The 20,116-nt window shown below is 49.9% G+C and carries 17 protein-coding genes and 1 riboswitch; of the genes, 10 read left to right on the forward strand and 7 right to left on the reverse strand.

The window, feature by feature from the left end; genetic code table 11:
- Positions 1–257 precede the first annotated feature (257 nt).
- Together prpB and ACZ5ZZ_RS10965 are read left to right on the forward strand one after the other, a co-directional pair.
- Positions 258–1,157, forward strand: coding sequence for a methylisocitrate lyase (prpB, locus tag ACZ5ZZ_RS10960; protein ID WP_464120710.1), 900 nt, complete (start codon positions 258–260; stop codon positions 1,155–1,157).
- A 219-nt stretch (positions 1,158–1,376) separates the two neighbouring features.
- Positions 1,377–3,191, forward strand: a complete 1,815-nt coding sequence (locus tag ACZ5ZZ_RS10965; protein ID WP_464139358.1) for a methyl-accepting chemotaxis protein — start codon at positions 1,377–1,379, stop codon at positions 3,189–3,191.
- On the opposite strand, the gene ACZ5ZZ_RS10970 is transcribed toward ACZ5ZZ_RS10965, so the two are convergent.
- Positions 3,188–4,993 carry a methyl-accepting chemotaxis protein gene (locus ACZ5ZZ_RS10970; protein ID WP_464131124.1) on the reverse strand — a complete coding sequence of 602 codons (1,806 nt, stop codon included), beginning with the start codon at positions 4,991–4,993 and terminating at the stop codon, positions 3,188–3,190. The two genes, ACZ5ZZ_RS10965 and ACZ5ZZ_RS10970, sit on opposite strands and share 4 nt — an antisense overlap.
- A gap of 132 nt (positions 4,994–5,125) precedes the next feature.
- Positions 5,126–5,461: a quaternary ammonium compound efflux SMR transporter SugE gene (sugE, locus tag ACZ5ZZ_RS10975; protein ID WP_464120707.1), complete on the reverse strand. Its 336-nt coding sequence runs from the start codon at positions 5,459–5,461 to the stop codon at positions 5,126–5,128.
- Positions 5,462–5,484: 23 nt separating this feature from the next.
- A riboswitch (guanidine-III (ykkC-III) riboswitch) is annotated at positions 5,485–5,547 on the reverse strand.
- A 173-nt stretch (positions 5,548–5,720) separates the two neighbouring features.
- On the opposite strand from sugE, the gene ACZ5ZZ_RS10980 reads away from it, so the two are divergent.
- From ACZ5ZZ_RS10980 to ACZ5ZZ_RS10990, 3 genes are all read left to right on the forward strand, one after another.
- Entirely contained in the window at positions 5,721–6,740 is a 1,020-nt protein-coding gene (locus ACZ5ZZ_RS10980; RefSeq protein ID WP_464139361.1) for a lipoate--protein ligase, read from the forward strand.
- A gap of 210 nt (positions 6,741–6,950) precedes the next feature.
- Positions 6,951–8,090 carry a metallophosphoesterase family protein gene (locus ACZ5ZZ_RS10985; RefSeq protein ID WP_464139363.1) on the forward strand — a complete coding sequence of 380 codons (1,140 nt, stop codon included), beginning with the start codon at positions 6,951–6,953 and terminating at the stop codon, positions 8,088–8,090.
- Positions 8,091–8,167: 77 nt separating this feature from the next.
- Positions 8,168–9,817 carry a hypothetical protein gene (locus ACZ5ZZ_RS10990; protein WP_464139365.1) on the forward strand — a complete coding sequence of 550 codons (1,650 nt, stop codon included), beginning with the start codon at positions 8,168–8,170 and terminating at the stop codon, positions 9,815–9,817.
- Here the strand turns inward: ACZ5ZZ_RS10990 and ACZ5ZZ_RS10995 are convergent.
- Positions 9,814–10,182: a DUF1304 domain-containing protein gene (locus ACZ5ZZ_RS10995; RefSeq protein WP_464139367.1), complete on the reverse strand. Its 369-nt coding sequence runs from the start codon at positions 10,180–10,182 to the stop codon at positions 9,814–9,816. The two genes, ACZ5ZZ_RS10990 and ACZ5ZZ_RS10995, sit on opposite strands and share 4 nt — an antisense overlap.
- A gap of 184 nt (positions 10,183–10,366) precedes the next feature.
- On the opposite strand from ACZ5ZZ_RS10995, the gene ACZ5ZZ_RS11000 reads away from it, so the two are divergent.
- Positions 10,367–11,533: a bifunctional 2-methylcitrate synthase/citrate synthase gene (locus ACZ5ZZ_RS11000; protein ID WP_464120702.1), complete on the forward strand. Its 1,167-nt coding sequence runs from the start codon at positions 10,367–10,369 to the stop codon at positions 11,531–11,533.
- 85 nt (positions 11,534–11,618) lie between these two features.
- Here ACZ5ZZ_RS11000 and ACZ5ZZ_RS11005 read toward each other — a convergent pair whose 3' ends face one another.
- Positions 11,619–12,104 (reverse strand): hypothetical protein, encoded by a 486-nt coding sequence (locus ACZ5ZZ_RS11005; protein WP_464131136.1) that lies wholly within the window; start codon positions 12,102–12,104, stop codon positions 11,619–11,621.
- Between the two features lie 223 nt (positions 12,105–12,327).
- Here ACZ5ZZ_RS11005 and ACZ5ZZ_RS11010 point away from each other — a divergent pair, with 223 nt between their 5' ends.
- Positions 12,328–13,407, forward strand: a complete 1,080-nt coding sequence (locus tag ACZ5ZZ_RS11010) for an alkaline phosphatase D family protein (RefSeq protein ID WP_464139369.1) — start codon at positions 12,328–12,330, stop codon at positions 13,405–13,407.
- A 2-nt stretch (positions 13,408–13,409) separates the two neighbouring features.
- Here ACZ5ZZ_RS11010 and ACZ5ZZ_RS11015 read toward each other — a convergent pair whose 3' ends face one another.
- The 3 genes from ACZ5ZZ_RS11015 to ACZ5ZZ_RS11025 all read right to left on the reverse strand — a co-directional run bounded on the left by ACZ5ZZ_RS11015 (position 13,410) and on the right by ACZ5ZZ_RS11025 (position 15,493).
- Positions 13,410–13,985 carry an alpha/beta hydrolase family protein gene (locus tag ACZ5ZZ_RS11015; RefSeq protein WP_464131140.1) on the reverse strand — a complete coding sequence of 192 codons (576 nt, stop codon included), beginning with the start codon at positions 13,983–13,985 and terminating at the stop codon, positions 13,410–13,412.
- A 135-nt stretch (positions 13,986–14,120) separates the two neighbouring features.
- Positions 14,121–14,501 carry a group III truncated hemoglobin gene (locus tag ACZ5ZZ_RS11020; RefSeq protein WP_464120698.1) on the reverse strand — a complete coding sequence of 127 codons (381 nt, stop codon included), beginning with the start codon at positions 14,499–14,501 and terminating at the stop codon, positions 14,121–14,123.
- Positions 14,502–14,533: 32 nt separating this feature from the next.
- Positions 14,534–15,493, reverse strand: a complete 960-nt coding sequence (locus ACZ5ZZ_RS11025) for a LysR substrate-binding domain-containing protein (RefSeq protein ID WP_464120697.1) — start codon at positions 15,491–15,493, stop codon at positions 14,534–14,536.
- A 190-nt stretch (positions 15,494–15,683) separates the two neighbouring features.
- Here ACZ5ZZ_RS11025 and ahpC point away from each other — a divergent pair, with 190 nt between their 5' ends.
- From ahpC to ACZ5ZZ_RS11040, 3 genes are all read left to right on the forward strand, one after another.
- The gene (ahpC, locus tag ACZ5ZZ_RS11030) at positions 15,684–16,250 is read left to right on the forward strand and encodes an alkyl hydroperoxide reductase subunit C (RefSeq protein WP_464131142.1); all 567 of its coding nucleotides are present in this window, start codon (positions 15,684–15,686) and stop codon (positions 16,248–16,250) included.
- Positions 16,251–16,436: 186 nt separating this feature from the next.
- A complete protein-coding gene (ahpF, locus tag ACZ5ZZ_RS11035) occupies positions 16,437–17,999 on the forward strand; it encodes an alkyl hydroperoxide reductase subunit F (RefSeq protein ID WP_464139371.1) in 1,563 nt (520 codons plus the stop codon).
- Between the two features lie 115 nt (positions 18,000–18,114).
- Entirely contained in the window at positions 18,115–20,094 is a 1,980-nt protein-coding gene (locus ACZ5ZZ_RS11040) for a S9 family peptidase (RefSeq protein ID WP_464139373.1), read from the forward strand.
- The last annotated feature ends 22 nt before the right edge of the window (positions 20,095–20,116 follow it).

Here is a 20,116-nt window from a genome sequence, read left to right on the forward strand (position 1 = left end):
GCGCTGCCGGACATTGAGAGATAGGCACTCTAAAAACTTTGTGTGTTTAGCTCTGAATCGAAGAAAACATAAATGGATACACGATACCCGAGAGCTGCTTGGGGATGGGGAGGGGGCTTAGCCTTAAGCTCTTCACCAAGTTCCGCAGCAGCTCATCCCGAAGGGATGGCGTCCGCGAGGACTGTTCGCAGGGGAAGGGCTTAAGGCTAAGCCCCCTCCCCGTCCCCAAGCGGGTCGTGAGGAAGGATGAGGTTTGTATGTTGTTTCCTGAAATTACTCCTGCGCAGAAACGTAAGAATTTTAGAGAGGCTTTGAAGTCTGGCAAGCTTTTGCAGATGCCGGGGTCTTGGTCTCCGTTGGTTTCCATGGCGATTGAGAAAGCGGGCTTTGATGGGGTTTATATCTCTGGGTCTGTGCTTTCCAATGATCTGGGTTATCCTGATATTGGTCTGACTTCTTTGACTGAGGTGGCTCAGCGTGGTCGTCAGATTGCCCGCACGACAAAACTTCCGACCATTATTGATATCGACACGGGTTTTGGTGAACCGATGTCGGCGACTCGCACGGTTCAGGAAATGATTGAGATGGGTCTGGCGGGTTGCCACATTGAGGATCAAATCAATCCGAAGCGCTGTGGTCACCTGGATGGTAAAGGTCTCGTGACTCGTGATGAAGCGTCCCGCAAAGTGGCGGCGGCGGCTCGTGGTAAAGCGCTGGATGAAAACTTCCTTCTGATTGCTCGTACGGATGCCCGTGCTGTTGAAGGCTTGGATAAAGCCATTGACCGTGCGAAAGCTTACATCGATGCGGGTGCGGATTGCATCTTCACAGAGGCCTTGGAAAACGAAAAAGAATTTGAAACTTTCCGCAAGGCTGTGAATGTTCCTCTTTTGGCGAATATGACTGAGTTCGGCAAGGGCCGTTTGTACACTTACGAAGAGCTTTCCAACCTTGGCTACAACATCGTGATCTATCCTGTGACGACGTTCCGTCTGGCGATGGGTGCGACCGTGGCGGGCTTGAATGAAATCAAAGCCAAAGGCACTCAGGAAGGTCTTTTGGACAAAATGCAAACTCGCAAAGAACTGTATGCACTTTCTCGTTACGACGAGTACAACTCTTTCGACACCAGCATCTTCAACTTCACGTTGAAGTAAGAGTAAAAAAGGGAGGCTTGAGCCTCCCTTTTTTTTGACCGTTCCCACTGTTTCTTTCAAACAGTGTATTTAAGAACTCCTCGCAATCTGTAATAAACTTGCCCTTTGGCTCAGAGGCGCGGACACCGTCGCCTAATTGTTGAAGACGCAAATTCCGACCAGAGTCTTATTTGTTTTTTCGCCGAGGTCAGATGCGCAAAACTCCTTTAAGATGGCTCAATGAAGAAAGAGTTCTCCTTACAGACCAAAATTGCCCTTCCTATTCTGACTATCACATTCATTGCTCTGGGACTTCTGACTTATTTTTCAGCCTCTCAAAGTTTTCAAAGCGCACGCAGCGACGCTGAATTTAAAGTCAGCAAATCTGCCGAGTCCTTCGCCAATGCCTTTAAAGCCGAGCTGGATGCAAGCCTTATGGTCGCCCAGCAGCTCGAGGCCTATCTGGAGACTCTTCGCCAACAAAAATCCAAACAGCGTTCTGAAGTCAACGCAGTCTTAAAGGCCATGCTGGAACAAGCCCCTTCCGTCTTTGGGGTGTGGGCCACTTTTGAACCCAATGCCTTCGACGGACAAGACGCTCACTATCTGGGTCAGCCCGGATATGAAAAGGTGGGCGGATTTGGTCCCTACTGGAATCGCTCGGGAGAGAACGGCACCCTGGCCTGGGAAAATGACATCAACTATGATGGCGAGTTCTATCTGGCGCCCAAGAAAAGCGGACATCGTATTTTGACGGAGCCGTACTATGACGAGGTCAATGGGCAGAATCTTCTGATGACGTCCGCCGCAGCTCCCCTTTATCAAGACGGAAAAATGCAAGGCGTGGTCGGCGTTGATCTTCTGCTGTCGCAACTGGAAAAGCAAATCGCCGCCGTAAAGCCCTATGAAACTTCGGTGGGTTATCTGATCTCAGACCAGTTCAACTATGTCACCAATCCCCAGGCGGATCTGGTGGGTAAACCTGCGGTGCTGCCTTTCGCTCAGGAAGAATTCAAGCAGGCCCTGAAAGAAGGCCGTCTGCTGCTTAAAACCGGCACGGATCCACATTCGGGCCAGGACATTCTCAACATTCTAGTGCCGGTTGCGATTCCGTACTCCAAAACTTTTTGGGGGGTGCAGATCTCCACACCCGTCAAAACAGTCCTGGCCAGCGCGTACTCCCTTCTCTGGAATCAGCTTTTGGTTTTTGTTATCTGTTTCTTGGTGATGGGGGTTGCCGTCTTTGCGATCTCTCGCCGGATCTCCCAGCGCTTTACCCGTCTGACAAAAAGTCTGGATCAAGCGGAAAACGTTGTGACGGCCGCGATCGATCAACTCAGCCGCGCTGGACAGAACCTGGCTCAGTCGGCCACCGAGTCCGCTGCTTCCATCGAAGAAACCGTGGCAAGTCTTGAAGAGTTGACTTCCATGGTGCAAATGAACGCCGGCAACGCCAAAGAGGCGGCCCGCCTGTCGGCAGACTCCAATCAAAGCGCTGAACGCGGAAACACCGAGATGAACGCTCTGGTCGGAGCGATGGAAGAGATCTCTGGCTCTTCCAAGAAGATTGCTGAAATCAACAGTGTGATTGACGACCTGGCCTTCCAAACAAATCTGCTGGCCTTGAATGCCTCAGTCGAGGCGGCTCGTGCCGGAGAGCACGGCAAGGGCTTCGCGGTGGTCGCAGAAGCCGTTCGAACCCTGGCGCAAAGATCCGCATCAGCGGCTAAAGATATCAACAGTCTGATCAATGACTCTATCGAAAAAGTTCAGCGTGGCAGCCAAAAAGCAGAAAGCTCCAACTCGAACTTAAAAGAGATCGTCGATTCAGTACGCAAAGTCAGTCACCTGAATGTTGAAATCTCTTCAGCCAGTGACGAACAATCCACCGGCATTCAGCAGATCAGCAAAGCGATGAACTCCTTGGATCAGGCTATTCAGACAAATGCCGCCTCAGCGGAAGAAATCTCTGCCACAGTTCAGGAGATCCTGAATCAGGCCCACGTCATGAAGACGGTGGTGACAGAGATGAATTCCGTCGTTCACGGCGACTAGGCGGCGCTCAACACCTTGACAGTGGCATTCATCACTTCAGATTTCTCACTGATGTTGGCGGCCGCTGTCACAATTTCACCGGCTTCAGAGGCGTTCTTCTGGATCACCTGATCCAGTTGATTAATGGACACGTTGATTTGTTCAATTCCCGTGGACTGCTGCTGGCTAGCGTCCGCAATTTCCTGATTCAACGCCGCGACTTTTTCAATGCTGGCGGACATCTGCTTCAGAACTTCACCATTTTCCCGCACCATGACGGTGCCCTGCTTGACCTGCGCCACGGATGCGGAGATCAAGTGATTAATATCTTTTGCAGCCGAAGCCGACCGCTGCGCCAGTGATCGCACAGCCTCTGCCACCACCGCAAACCCCTTGCCGTGCTCTCCGGCACGAGCCGCCTCGACCGAGGCATTCAAGGCCAGCAGGTTGGTTTGAAATGCGATGTCATCGATGATGTTGATGATCTCTTCGATTTTTTGTGACGACGACTCAATCGCCGTCATGGTTTGGACAAGCTCCAGAATTTTTGCCTCTCCGGTCTTGGCCAGCTTCGCGGATTCACCGGAAAGCAAGGCCGCATTTTGTGCATGGCCGGTGTTCAAACGCACCATTGAGGTGATCTCCTCCAGTGAAGCCACTGTTTCCTCGATGGAGGCCGCTGCCCGGGTCGAGGCTTCCGCCAGTAGACTCCCGGTCGTGTTTAAGTGCTCAAGATCCTCGGAAATACCATGAGAAGACTCGGTCAGCCCCGAAGACAGGGTGGAAATTTTCCGCTCGGATCTTTTCGCCCCCAGATACACCACGGACATCAGCAAAAGAAGACCCAGCAAAGAAAAACCCAGCTGCTTCCATAAGGACGAGTAGGCGGCCGCCAGGATCGTTTTTTCTGGCGTGCGAATCACCAGCGTCCAGCTTTGCTCAAGATTATAGATGGGCACCGGCACCACCAAAACCACTTCTTTGCCGCGGGGACTGTCGACTTCCAAACTGCCAGGCTCATGACGTTGGATCAAAGACTGAAGATCCGCATCGGCCTGATACGTCTGCATCACTTCCGCCTGTGCGGGACCTGCCACCACCATCATCTTATCCGAAAGCAAAAACGATTGAGAGTCGGCAAAGGGACGGACTTCTGTCACCAATTTTTTGATATTATCCAGACTGATATCAATACCCACAAGTCCCTTGGCTTCGCCCTGCTGCACGATAGTGTAGACAGCCGAGGTCATGACCAGCTCTTTGCCGTTGACGGTGTCCTTGTAGGGTTCCACCAGCATACTTTGCTTTCTTTGAATCGGCTGGAAGTACCAATCCCCCAGATCCGGCGTTTCTTCATTCAGCAACGTCTTGTAGACGATCTTGTCACCCTGACGCACCCACCACGGATACACCCGTCCGGTCTTTTCATGCATCGGTGAGTTCATGTACTGGGCATCTTTGCCATCGTAGGCATCAGGCTCCCAAGCAGACCAGGTTGCCAGATACTGAGGATCGCTGCTTAAAACCTCACGCAAGGTCATATAGGCCTTGTTGCGATCCTGAAGATGATTCTGCACATCCATGGCCAAACTGCGCCCCACAACCTCGGCCTGCGCAAAAGATTTGTCCAAATAGGTTTTGATCTGCTGAGAGTACTTCCGCCCCATCTCCAAAGTCAGAGTGTGCGCACTTTCTTTTGCATCCTTGAACGAATCCTGAACGGACAGTGCTGCAATACCTCCCAAAACCAAAGTTCCAACCACGGCAATGGGCAGGGTCAATTGTTGAGTGAATGAAAGTCTTCTGAATCCGCGAAACAACATGCTACAACTCCAGGTCTGTCTGAACCCTGAAAGATTCGGAACAAACCCGAGAGAGACAAAGAGGACCTATGTCCAGATCCTCTCTGAACGCTCTCTGAAGTTTGCGACTCCTCCCCCGATAAGGTGAGTTTTTTAGTGCCCACCGGCTGTGAGTTTCAGTCCAATGATGGATATCAACAAAAGACCTAGGAAGAACAGACGAGCTGGCGTGGCCGCCTCATTGAACAACATGATTCCCAGAACCGCAGCGCCAAGAGCACCGATACCAACCCACACCCCATACGCAGTCCCGATAGGAAGAACCGTCGCCGCACGAGACAGTAAAAACATACTGCCTGCCAAAGCAAGCAAAGTTAAAAGACTGGGTGTAAGCTTTGTGAAACCTTCGGTGTATTTAAGGCCGATGGCCCAACCGACTTCAAGAAGACCTGCGATTGCCAAAATAATCCATGCTACTGTGTTAGACATACCAACACTCCTTTCGTTAGAAAAAAGCGTCGTCTTGTCCTGACCGGGTACGTCGCACATCGTCCGGGCACATCAGTTGCGAAAACTGAAATACGGTAATATTTAATCGCAAAACACGGAAAAAGTAAAGACGCCGTTTAAGTCTTTCCCTCTAAATTGCCTTACTAAGTCCAGAGATCGCGCCAATTCCCCCACTGGACAAGCCCGATACCCTATACTCTTTCTTGACCCGTCGTCGACGGCAGACTAGGTTGGGCCCATGCAAAAACTTAAAGTATTTCTCTCTGACAGTTTGAATCCGCATTTGAATCTGGCAACAGAAGAATGGATCTTTCACAACCTGGATCCTTCCCAGCAGATCCTGTTTTTGTGGCGCAATGAAGAAACCGTTGTCATCGGGCGCAATCAAAATCCCTGGTCCGAATGCAACCTGGCGAAAATGAAAGAGGACAAGGTTCATCTGGCTCGCCGCACGACCGGCGGCGGAGCCGTTTTCCATGACCTGGGTAATACCAACTTCACTTTCCTTTCACCGAAAGAATCCTATAAGCGCGAAAACAATGTGCAGGTTATTTTCAACGCGCTTAAAAAGTTTGGCATTGAGGGGGAAGCCTCCGGTCGCAATGACCTGCTGATCCCGTTCCACGATGGACCGCGCAAATTCAGCGGCAGCGCTTATCGAGAAAAAAAGGACCGCGCCTTCCACCACGGCACTTTGCTGATGCATACGGATTTGGCGCGATTGGGGAACTATCTGACTCCGAACCCCAAGAAGCTTCAAGCCAAAGGCAAAGAATCCGTCCGGGCCCGCGTGGCGAATCTGAATGAGGTATCAGCCTCTATCAACCACGACAATCTTGTCGGTCCGATGATCGAGGCCTTTGAAAGCTTCTATGGCGCCAAGGCTGAGATTGAGTCTTTGACCATGCAAAGTTTGCAGCAGATTCCTGAATTGAAAAGTCAGTACGACCAGTTGAGTTCGTGGGAGTGGCTGTACGGCAACACCCTGGAATTCAGCCATAAGATGGACGACTATCTGTCTTTGGGTTTTTTTGATGTGCACTTCAAAGTGGAGGACGGACAGATCAAGGATTTGAAGTTCTATACGGATTGCCTGTATCCCACCGTGATTGAAGAAATCACCGAGGCTTTGCGCAACAAACCTTACAAAGGCGAGACTATCCACGCCGAGATGTCTGCCGTCATCAAGGCTTATCCAGATATTCAAACAGGCTTAAGTGAACTGCGCGATTGGATTTGCAAAAACATCGAAATCTAAGCCGCTAAACAAACAGATCCTGACGAAGAGACCGTCAGGATCTTGCCCTTGATCGGGTTTATTACAACCTCTCTGATTCCATTTTTTATTTCACAGAAACTGTCTAAAGCTCCTGCAGAAAATGGGACTTAGACCTGAGTCCATTTTACATACACACTATCCACATTAATTCGACTTAATGTTTTCGACCTTTGTTACGATACAAACTGTATGAAAACAAAAGCCACCGCCTCCATCCAATTCCTTGCGGCCTTTTTTCTCGTTTCTGGCTTAGCCGCGTGTATGCCTCAAAACTCTGAAGTTCTCAGCATGGTTCCACCCAGCTCAGATTCAGACTCTGAAAGTTCTTTCACTGACCCGGGCAGCAAGGATCCCTCCCCGCCCACCACGCCGCCTGAACAAGGCGGCACAATCGAGGACAGTGCAAGGTCTTTAAAGATCCATGCCTTCGCGGATATGAACATCGACACCAGCGGCACCTATGCCAGCAGCACCATTTCGATTGTAAAGTCCATGATCGCACGCCAGCCGGCGGCCATTTTGGGTGTGGGTGATTATATCGACGGCGAAAAAAAGACCCTGTCCGACAGCACCTACGTGAACATGTGGAACTCGTTTTCAAAAAAGGTTCTATCCCTGATGCGCACCGCGGGTTTGCCGTTTTTACCGACACCGGGAAATCATGATGCCTACTATAGCCAGGAACGAAAAATCTATGACAGTTTCTGGAGCGAAAACAAACCCAATGTGGAATACGTCGATGATGACAACTTTCCGTTTTACTACTCCTTCATCAAAGAGGATGTGTTCTTTGTCTCTTTGGATGACGCGAACTATTCAAAACTTTCCAACCGCACGGCTCAGTTAAACTGGCTCAAAGCACAACTGTCTTCGGCCCGCGCCCAAGGAGCTCGCGCTCGCGTGGTCTATGGACACATCCCGCTTTACTCCATCGTCAGCAGCAAGGCCAACAGCTCAACGGTTTATGAAAACGGCGTCCTGGCTCAAGAACGCCGCACAGCGGGATCTTTTACTCTGGAGTCCATTCTTTTAAGCCATAAAGTGGACCTGGTAATCTTTGGGCATTCTCACGGATTTTATTCCGGGCATTACACCTATGCTGATGGGAAAAAACTTCAAGTGGTGTCCATGCCGTGTGCGGGAAGCGCTCCCCGATATCTCGTCGGAACAAACATTAGAACTCCGCAAGGTTACGTCGAACTTGTTTTCTCTGAGACGAATCAGCTTTCCATTCGTTACTACAACTCCTCAGGGACACTGCAAAGTCTAAGTTCGCTTCCCGCCTCTCTGACTTTGGATGCCAAAAATGGAGTGAGGTACGTTCGCTGAAAAACCTTGCAATAAAATAACTTGGTTTTCGACATACCGGGAAATAGTCTCCGTCCCCATTATACGGAGACTATCCCATGTTTGCCTCACTCATGTCCCTTGTTCTTTTCAGTTCCAATGCCCACGGCTATCTGGACCCGCAATTTGATAAACATGCAATCAGAACTTATAATATCGAGGTGCCCGGCAAAGCCCTGCGCGAAAAATGTTATCTGCTGCAAAGATTCCCCGGCTTGGAAAACAAAATCAATAAAGACGAAGACAGCCTGTGCGCAATGAATCTTTATGCCTCGTATGGCGATCATCCCAAACTGAAGACCTTCTACAGCTGTCCGAAAGTGAACAGCACCTCCGTGGCGGTGGAATACTATGAAGTCCCTGCCAGAATGACGGAGGCCCAGTTCCAGAAATCCATCTGCCCTCTTTCGCGCTCTGAAAAAAAGAAAATGAAAGCCCGTCTGGGATATCCGGACAAAGAGGCGAAATTCAAGTTTGCGGCTCCCGGAGTTTCCGTAGGAAGTATTCTGGGATACTCTCGTCTGACTCAGCTGTTTAAGTCTGTGGAGGTTCCGGCCAGTGTTCTGCGCACGGTGGATCTGGACACGGTGTTAAATCACGCATTGGCCGGACGTTATCTGGGACTGCAAATGGGTAACACATATCTGAATCAATACTGGTACGATCAGATCGGCCATCTGGTTCGCGCCAAGCACGGCAATGTGTCCCAGTTGCCGGATGTCTATACCAAACCGCCCCACGGCCTGGGCATTGTACCGGCTTCGTTCTATAAAGATGGCAAGCGCCGTGGCCTATCGACCAACGGCACTGCCTACTGGTCAACTCGCATCCTGACTGAAGACAAGCGTCAGGTCTTTGGCGTGCTAGCGGAAAATCCGGGCAACGAAGAATTATATGCCGAAGCTTTTGGCCTGAAACAGGACAAAACCCGCATTGATCAGTTCCGCAATAGCAGCGTTTTCTGGCCTCTGCTGAAGGACCCGCGACCGATTTCGCAAATCCTAGGCAGCACCGAGCTGGCCAAAGCCGGTCAGAAAATGCTGGGCATGCAGGAGACATCTGACATGCTGGTGATGGACTTCCTGCTGGACCAGGCTGACCGTATCGGCAATATCCACTACAAGCGTCGCCACTTCTTTAAAACAGTACAGGGAAAAGTGGATGATATTTCCGACAAAAAATACCGCGAACTTCTAGCCAAAGCGCCCCCCCAGCTGACGCCGGCTGAAGCTGAAATGTTGAGCGCGATCAAAGAAACCGGAGTTTCCTTGAAAGTGATGCTTTTGAAAGACAACGATGGCGGTTTTGATATGAACACGGCAAAGAAATATCACCTGATTGCCGACACCAAGAAGGCCTCTGCCACCTATGACAGCTGGAAAGGAAATCCCGATCTGTACCTGAATGCCACCATAGTGGTGCGACATTTCAGCCCGATGGTTTATAAGGGCGTCATCCAGTTGCACAATCAGGTCTTCGGCAATCCAGAATCCCAAGTCGCCATGGAGACATTCTTCCGCAACTCTTTGCAGTTCACCGCCGCGGAATACACGATATTCAAGAACAACCTGTTAAGTCTGTACCGGGCGCTTTATGACAACTGCAAAAAAGGAAATCTGCATCTGGATTTGGATCTGAAGAACTATTTTTCAGCAAATCCACAGCCGATCCTGACGACGACTCCGGGTGTGTGTGAAGGGCAGTTTTAAGTTAGAAACGGGATCAGGGCGATCACTGCCGGAACAATTTGCACCAGGGCCGCCCGCCACAAGCGACGTGACGACAGAATCAATACCAGGCCCGCCGCGATAATAGAGACCAGACCATAGATCACCAGCGTGGTGCCTGCGGCGCGAGTGATCTCCCCTGTTCGCAAATGCAGACCGAGCAAAATCGCCACAGCCAGGAACAGATTGTAGAACCCTTGATTGAAGGCCATCAGCTTAGTGGTGGCAGCTTCGGCTTCCGTGACACCGAAAGACTTATTGGTTCTTTTACGCCCCCAAAGCAGGCTTTCCAGAGTAAAAATGTACACATGAATAAGTGCCGGAACGAGGGCGAATGATAATTCCATCGTTAAAGTGTGCTCAAACCTAGGGGGATCCGTCAATCCCGCCGCTGCGCAAAGCAGAGTCCGTGCACCAACTCTTGACCGCCTTCTGGGGCCGCGCTAGCTTTGGTCGTTAATCATTAGCAATATAACGCACCGATTCCTGAATGTATTAGGAACCGCCTGCGCGGATTTCGCCGGAGGAAAAATGGCTGAGTATATCAATCCAGATTATGTTCCAGAACCAGAGAAAATGAACGTTAAGAAAGGTCTTGATGGCGTTGTGATGGATACGTCTTCCGTATCCAAAGTAAACCCTCACACCAACTCTTTGATCTACCGTGGTTACCCGGTTCAGGATCTGGCAGAAAACTGCTCTTTCGAAGAAGTGGCTTTCTTGATGTATAATGGTGAGCTGCCAAACGCTGCTCAGCTTGCGGATTTCACCAAGAAAGAACGCAGCTACCGTGAAATCTCCACCACTTTGTTGAACGTGATCAAAGCGCTTCCACAAAAGTGTCACCCAATGGATTCCATCCGCACGGCTGTGTCCTTCCTGGGTGCTGAAGACGCTCGTATCTGGGATTCAACTCCTGCGACAAACATGGACAAAGCCATGATGTTGCTTGCGAAAATCCCAACGATGGTGGCAGCGGACTACCGCTTCAAAAAAGGTTTGGATTTCATCCCACCTAAGTCTGATCTTTCCATCGCTGAAAACTTCTTCCACATGTGCTTCGGTAAAGTTCCACAAAAAGAAGTTGTTAAGGCATTCGACGTTTCTTTGATCCTTTACGCTGAGCACAGCTTCAACGCGTCCACGTTCACTGCGCGTGTTGTAACTTCCACTCAGTCTGACATCTACTCTGCAACTGTTGCAGGCATTGGTGCACTGAAAGGACCTTTGCACGGTGGTGCGAACGAAATGGTTATGCACATGATGAAAGAAATCGCTGACCCAGCAAAAGCAGAACAGTGGATGCTGGATGCATTGGCACAGAAGAAAAAAGTCATGGGCTTCGGTCACCGCGTTTACCGCTCCGGCGACTCTCGCGTTCCAACCATGAAGAAGTATGCGCAAATCATGGCTGACGTGACTGGCGAACAAAAGTGGATGCAGATGTATGCAGCCCTTGAAAAAGTCATGGTTGAGAAGAAGAAAATCTATCCTAACCTGGACTTCCCAGCAGGTCCTGCTTACTACATGATGGGCTTTGAGATCGACTTCTTCACTCCGATCTTTGTGATGGCTCGTACGACGGGCTGGTCTGCTCACATCATGGAACAAGCTGCTGACAACCGCATTATCCGTCCTCTTTCTGAGTACGTGGGTGCAGAACAGCGCAAAGTGACTCCATTGAGCGAGCGCAAATAGTTTTTAACCAAAAGTTAAAACGAAAAAAGGGAGCCTCTTGGCTCCCTTTTTTTACGCACAGCTTCTGCAAAAGTAAGCAGGTACCTTAGTTGAAGGCAATCATTTTAGCGTCAAATTGCAGACGCTCCTGATTGTATTCCGCCAGAATTTTTTCCGCCCGAGCGGCCAGCTCTCTATCCTGAGCCGATGCGTACTCCAAAACTGTGCGCGTGGTATTCACCGCCAGTACGTAATCGCTCTTACGCATCAGATTTTGGAAATCAAACTCGTAAAGTTTTTTGAATTTGTTGCCGGACGAACGACGCATCTTCATCAGATTGGTCACAGAGCTTAAGTGCCCCAGAACACGCTGCGAGTACTCGACTTTGACAAGATCAAGGTCAATGCCCTTTTTCCAGCGCTCCAAGCGCCCCATCGAGGCCACTTCCAGATAGCGCACGATTTGCTGATCCAACGCCTCTGCCGAGGTGTTGGCGCGCTTCAGTCCTAAACGCACCGCTTGCTGTCGTTTTTCCTGCGCCATTCTTTGAACAGATGCGCCCTTTGTCGGCTGTCTCAGTCTGAGATTCATTCGCTCAAGTGAAGCTAATGAAAGCTCAGCTGTAAAAACAGTCAGGGTCACAAAGAAAGCCGTCAGTATTCTGCCTAAGAGGATCGTTTTACTTGTCATGCCAAAGAATCAATACAAGCTCTGTGCCGTGGATTATTTTGAGACAAAAGGGTTGCCAAAACAGACCCGGATGCATGAAATAAAAACCCGGTTTCCAATTTCCAACCTCCACCAGGGAGACTTCATGACAAGACTTGTGTTGTTGCTGGCATTACTGGTCACGGCCTGCGCACAAAATCCAAAAAATCGCGACACTGGTGTCACCCAGATAGCCCCTGTGGCAACGACCTATGTTTCCGCTCTGCCCTCCCGGGGGATTGATTATTCTGCGACCCTGCGCCGTATTGCCTTTAGTTCCTGCGCCAATCAGGACGAACCTCAGCCGCTTTGGAAAACCATCAGCGCCACTGAGCCTGATCTGTTTCTTTTTGCCGGCGACAATGTTTACGCCAGCAGCCCGTACCAACAGCCCATCGCCGAACAGTACCGCAAACTGGATTTGATCCCGGAATACCGCGCCATGCGCGAAAACGTGCCCTTCATGGCGACCTGGGATGACCACGACTTTGGAATGCGCGACGGTGGAAATGAATGGACGGGCAAGGATGCCGCTCGCAAGGACTTTGTGAACTATTGGACTTACACCCGTAACAGCATGCCCCTTGAGCAGCGCGGAGTATACCACAGCAAAATCATCGGCCCCAAAAAGCACCTGGTTCAGGTCATTATGCTCGACACCCGCTACTATCGTAGTCCCCTGAAAGAAAAAGCGGGCTTTGAAGGAAAGGCCATGCACTATGAACCCAGCCTTGATGGCACTGTGCTGGGCGAAAACCAGTGGGCGTGGTTGGAAGCCCAGCTCAAGCGCCCGGCGCAAGTCCGCCTGATCGTCAGCAGTATTCAGGTCATCGCGGAAGATCCGCCGTTTGAAAAATGGAGCAACTTCCCCAAAGAACGTCAGCGCCTTTTTGATTTAATCAAAAAAACCAAGGCGAAAAATGTCGTCATTCTCAGTGGGGATCGCCACATGGCCTCTATTTCCAAACTGGAACTTCCCGGCTATGGGCCTTTGTACGACATCACAGGTAGCTCCATCAATCGCGCTAACAACTATCGGGATTCCGACCGACACTACATCGGCCCCGTGTATAACAAAGAAAACTTTGGCTTGGCCGAAATCGACTGGAAGCGCCAGTCAATGAAAGTGGACATTCGCAATATGCAAAATGAGGTTGTGAATACGGTCACAATAAAGTTGAAGTAAATTTATTCATCCGTTAGATGCCAGTTCACAGAACCATGCTCTTCACGCGAACTGCCAAAGAGCGTGCGGGCCCAAAGAACAATTTCTTCGACGGCCGTTTCCAGGTGAGCTTCATCCACGACAATGCTGGGAATATCCAGTCGAGCAATTCGATTGCGACTGTCATCTGTGGGACTTTCAACGAAGACCAGACCCTTTAATATATCAGTCCGGCGACTGGCCTCGGCCAGAAACTCAGCACCCACGCTGACACCCACACCGAAAATTCGGTTCTTATCAACCTCGCCATAATCTTCCAAAAAGTGCAAAGCTGCCAGGATATCCTGCAGCCGCTTAAAGGGCGACTCCCAGGGCTGCGGAGCCGTTTCGTCATCTCCGAAATAGTTATGATCCATGACCAGGGTGACAAACCCCTGATGACTGACTTGCCGAGCCAGATAATCCACCACCTGAGCTGTGGCTCCGGTCATGGCCCCCTCAAAAAGGCAGGCGGCCAGAACATCCTCATTGGATTCAGGAAGATAAAGAGTTCCCTCAAGAAGACGTCCCTGCGATGCAAAGTTGACTGTGAGTTTCATAAAGAACCTCCGCGGCTTTTTCCATTTAAGCACTCTCCGCAGAGCTTCTCTAAGCGTCCTGCGCAGCTGTGCAACAATACAAGGTTCTCAAAAGCCCCTCTGCATTCCGGCACACGCTCAACGTCTGGTAAGAAGTTAATCCAAACTGATCAGATTCAAATTGATCATAAAATTCCTGGCAATGCGATAAGCCCGGTGTTTGGCTTCATCTGCCTTCAGCCCCACAAAATATTCATCCACCGTCGCCACAAACAAACGCAGCCACTGTTCGAAATGTCCGGGCTGTAAATTCAATTTCATGTGCGGAGGAAAGGGTCGGCCCCGATAGGAGTCCTCCCCCAAAAGAAGATCGGCCCAGAAATTATACAGCTTGGGCAGATGTTCATCCCAGTCCACTTGCGCCACATCCGTAAAGATCGGCCCGATATACCCATCAGCCCGCACCTTGGCGTAAAAGCTGTCCACTAAAATTCGGATGTCATCACGAGACTCAAGGGGTTTGCGTTTTATTTCCATGCTGGACCTTTCTTTTACCCATTAGGTTAACATCAAGATATCGGTAAAACATCCAGATCTTTAGAGCGAATACGACGCAGTTCTTCCGGAATCGACTTCAAAATCGCCTCACCCAGGGCTTCGATCAATTCGCTCTTGTAGTGTTCGCGACGGTACACCAACCCTATTTCACGAGCCGGAATGGGGCGCTCAAACTGCACAATCTGACTGCGATCCCCGACTTGTTCTGTTGCCAGATAAGGCAGCAACGTGTAGCCGCCGTACAGATCCACCAGATTCTTCAGGGTCTCCAGACTGCCGCTTTCAAACTTGTAGCGTCTTCCTGCGCCTTTATTCTTTTTGACCGAACACAAGTCCAAAACCTGATTGCGCAGACAGTGGCCCTCTTCCAGCAGCCAGATGTCCTCCATGCTCAGACTTTGATATTTGATTTTCTTCTGGTGGGCATATTCATGATCTTTTTCACACAGCACATAGAACGGTTCATAGTACAGCGGATATTCGAACATCTTGGCAACCTGAGTGGGGGTCGCCAAAATTCCCACGTCGATTTCATCATCATCCAGAGCTTTTAAAATCTGCTCCGTTTGCAGTTCCTTGATATTCAGTTCGACCTCTGGGAAAAGCTCTTCGCACATCGGCAAAAGTCGAGGCAACAGATAGGGTGCGACCGTCGGTATGACACCAATAGACAAAGAACCTTGCTTAGCCCCTTTGGTTTCCTGCTGAATAATGCTGCCGATTTTCTTGGCCTCAAACAGAACTGTCTGCATTTGAGAAATCAGCTTCTTACCCATTTGAGTCAAAAGGATCGGCTTTTTGGAGCGATCGAAGATCACAATCCCCAGATCCTCCTCCAGCTTCTGTATTTGCATGCTGAGCGTAGGTTGAGTCACAAAGCAGGCCTGAGCCGCCTTGGCAAAATGTCCGTACTTATGGACAGCCATGACGTATTCAAGCTGCGTCAGAGAAAAGTTCACTTTTGGGCCCATACAGCCTCCTGGAAGGCATTATGCCGCAATAGACAAAATCTATCAATAGATACTTATAATCGATTTCATTAAAAGAGGTTGATCCCTTATTCTCAAAGACGAAAGATGTCTGCTAGCAATTAACAATGCTGGTGGACCTATAACTTGGCCATCGGCCCGAATACAAACCACTTTTATTCAAGGAGAATAAATGCAAACTCTGATCAACACGCAAGTGCCAGAATTTAAAGTTCAAGCTTATCACAACAACGACTTTAAGACTGTGACTCACAACGATCTTAAAGGTAAATGGTCTATCTTCTTCTTCTACCCTGCGGACTTCACATTTGTTTGCCCGACTGAGTTGGGTGACATGGCTGACAAATACGCTGACTTCCAAAAATTGGGCGTGGAAGTTTACGGTGTTTCCACAGACACTCACTTCACTCACAAAGCTTGGCATGATGCTTCTGACACAATCAAAAAGATCAAGTACCCAATGCTTGCGGACCCTACCTTCCAATTGACTCGCGCTTTCGGCGTGCACATTGAAGAAGAAGGTCTTGCTTACCGCGGTACTTTCCTGGTGAACCCTGCTGGTAAAATCGTACTTGCAGAAGTTCAGGACAACGGTATCGGCCGTAACGCTGATGAGTTGTTCCGTAAAGTTCAAGCGGCTCAATACATCGCTGCAAACCCAGGCGAAGTATGCCCAGCTAAATGGACTCCAGGCAAATCCACATTGAAACCAGGCTTGGACCTAGTAGGTAAAATCTAAGATTTTACCCAGAAGCGAGTCCCCGCGAAAGCGGGGACAAGCCCACCCCGAACCGCAAAACAGAAATTAGCTGAAAGCATCAAATGCAAGGCGGGAGAAGGAAGGCGTACTCCTCGTACGCCGACACCGACCAACGCAGTCAGTTGGTGCTTTCAGGTAATTTCCCCCGTTAGAATGGAGGCCCCAATGTTAGATCAAGGTCTTAAAGAACAGCTTCAGTCCGTCTTCGCTGCTCTGGAAAACACTGTCGAACTGGTTTACGCAGACAGCTCTCACGACGACAACAAAGAACTTGTTGAAATGCTCCAGGATGTTGCGAGCACTTCAGATAAGATTGTCGTGCGCAAAGGTGACACAACCTCCCCGGCCCCACTGTTCCATATCGAGTACAAAGGAAAACCGACTGGAATTTCATTTAAAGGGATTCCAGGTGGTCATGAATTCACCACTTTGATTTTGGCCATTCTCAATACCGACGGTAAAGGCAAACCGCTGGACAGCGTGATTGCCGCGCGAGCGAAACGCCTGAAGAAGAACATCACGATTCAGTCCTACATTTCTTTGACGTGTGAAAACTGTCCGGACGTGGTTCAGGCCATCAATCAGATTGTGCTGGCCCACGGAAGCATCAAGCACGAAATCATTGATGGTGGTTACGTTCAGGATGACATCCAAAAGCTGGGCATCCAAGGCGTGCCAAGTTTGGTGGCCAACTCCAAAATGTTCCACTCAGGCCGCATTCAATTATTGGACTTGATGACCAAGCTCGAAGCCACTTTCGGTGTGGATGAAAGCGCCGCTCCGGCAGAGCCCGTGAATGCCAACCTGGGCCACTTTGATGTTTTGGTTGTCGGCGGCGGTCCTGCGGGGGCTTCTGCAGCGATCTACACGGTTCGCAAAGGTTTGAGCACTGCGATGATCACGGAAAAAATCGGCGGTCAGGTTCAGGAAACAAAAGGCATTGAAAATCTGATCTCTGTGACTTACACGGAGGGACCGCAACTGGCTGCCCAACTGAATCAACACATTGCCAGCTACCCTATTAAGGTATTTGAAAACCGTCGTGTGAAGAAAATTCTGACCGAGGGCAAAACAAAAACGATCGAGCTGGAAAGTGGCGAACACATGACCGCAGATTCTGTCATCATCACCACCGGCGCCAAATGGCGTGAACTGGGTGTCGAAGGCGAAAAAGAATATCTGGGCCGCGGTGTGGCCTACTGCCCTCACTGTGACGGTCCTTTTTATAAGGATAAAAAAGTCGCGGTTATCGGCGGCGGCAACTCGGGCGTTGAGGCGGCGATTGACTTGGCGGGTATCGTTCGTGAAGTCGTGGTCTTTGAATACAATGAGCAACTGAAAGCCGATAAGATTCTAGTGGACAAACTAAAGTCCCTGCCCAACGCTTCGATCATCACCAATGCCAAGACTGAAAAAGTCATTGGCGACGGTCAAAAAGTTCAGCAGATCCAGTACCTGGATCGTGGCTTGAATAAAACTGAAAAAATGGATCTGGATGGTATCTTTGTACAGATCGGCCTGGTTCCCAACAGTCAGTTCCTGAAAGACACAGTGGAGCTGACGAAGTTTGGTGAAATCATCGTCGATGAAAAAGGTCGCACCTCAGCCAAGGGCATCTACGCTGCTGGTGACGTGACAACGACGCCCTACAAGCAGATCGTCATTGCCATGGGTGAAGGAGCCAAAGCCGCTCTGGCAGCCTTTGAAGACCGCATGTATCACTCTTGATACAAAAGGGCCCCTCCGGGCCCTTTTTTTCTATTCTGCGTAATAAATCTCCCCCCCCCACTTGACTCCGATAGAGGCTGACCTACGATAAGACTCCAAAACAGGAGTCCATTTAATGAAGACAGTCTTTAATGTGCCTTTTTTTACTGCCCTGATTTTCGCCCTAAGTGGCTGCCAGTCTTTAAACAAGAAAGATTCTGTGAACGCCGACTACATACCACGTGAAGTTCTTTTCGGAAACCCGGACATCACCGGTATTAAAATCAGTCCGGATGGAAAATATGTGGCCTATCTTTCAACACACAAAGGTGTTCTGAATATCTGGGTTCAGGAATTTGGAAAGCCGCAAACCGCGAAGCCCGTCACTCACGACACCAAACGCGGGATCTTTCGCTACAACTGGACATACACTCCAGGCACTTTGATCTTCAGTCAGGACGTGGCGGGCGATGAAAATTATGGCCTGTACACTTTGAATGTGGCCAGTGGCGAAGTTAACGAAATCACCAAGCCTGGAAAAACAACCTCCCAGATTGCTGAAACCAGTCATCTTCGACCTAACGAAGTCGTGATTATTTCAAACGAACGTGATCCAAAGTTTTTTGACTACAAGATCCTGAACCTGACTTCCAAAGCAACCACGGATCTTTTTACCAACACAGAAAACTTCGCTGGCGTTCTGTTTGATAAAAACTTCCGCCCGATTCTGGCCAGCAAATCCAACAAGGACGGCTCCTCCACGCTTTTCCTTTGGGACGAAAAAAACAAAAAATTTAACAAAAAAAGTGTGATTCCGTTTGAAGACAGCATGACCTCTTCCGCCGTGGACACATCCCATGATGGCAGCAAGGTTTATCTGGTCGACAGCCGCAAGCGTGACAAGGCTGCATTGGTCGAGTGGGATCTGAAATCTGATAAAACAAAAGTGCTTGCTTCGGACGAACGCTCCGACATTCAGAATCTGCAGATGCATCCGCAGACAGGAAAGCTTTTGTGGGCGTCATCTTATTACCTGAAACGAGACATTCAGTTCTTCGACAAAGAATTCCAACGGCATTTTGAAAACATTGAGAAAAAACTCAACACAGAAATTTCTGTGACCTCCATGAGCCTGGATGGAAATCACTGGGTGATCTTCGCCGATTCCACGGACAAACCTGTGGCGTTCTATTTTTATGATGTCACAACCCAGGCCTTAAGCGAACCCCTGTATCACACCAAGTCCCTAATTCCATACGCCGATCGCATGAGTCCGATGGAGGCCGTCGAAATTCCTTCTCGTGACGGATTTCAACTGGTGTCCTATCTGACCCAGGCCCGCAAACCTGCGGGAAAATCTCTGATCCTGTTTGTTCACGGCGGACCGTGGGGCCGCGATGATTACGGTTACAATCCTTATCATCAATGGCTTGCGGATCGTGGCTACAATGTCCTAAGCGTCAATTTCCGTGCATCGACTGGTTTCGGGAAAAAGTTCCTGAACGCTGGCGACAAACAATGGGGTCGCAAAATGCATGACGATCTGATTGATGCCGTAAACTGGGCCGTTAAGAATGGCTACGCTGATCCAAGCCAGATCGCTATTATGGGAGGGTCTTATGGTGGGTACGCAGCCTTGGCGGGCGTGACCTTCACGCCGGACACCTTTGCCGCAGCCGTGGATATCGTGGGCCCTTCCAACTTGGAAACATTGCTAAATACGGTGCCCCCCTACTGGGAAAGCTTCCGTGCGAATTTGTACAAACGCGTAGGGGACCCTACCACCGTCGCAGGCAAAAAGCTTTTAAAAGAACGCTCTCCTCTGACTCATGTGGATAAGATCAAAAAGCCACTTTTGATTCTGCAAGGAGCCAATGATCCGCGTGTGAAAAAGAACGAAGCAGATCAAATCTATAACGCTATGGTGTCGAAGAAAATCCCTGTGGAATACGTGCTCTTCCCGGATGAAGGCCATGGTTTTGCCAAAGCGGCAAACAACATGGCGGCGAATGCCATCACGGAAGAGTTCCTGCAGAAATATCTGAAAGGGCGCCTGGAGCCGATCGAGACTCACGTTAAGGCCTCTTCCGCCCAGTTCATCACAACGCCTCAATAAAGAGCCAAAAGCAAAAGCCCCG

It is taken from the genome of Bdellovibrio sp. HM001, assembly GCF_055397275.1.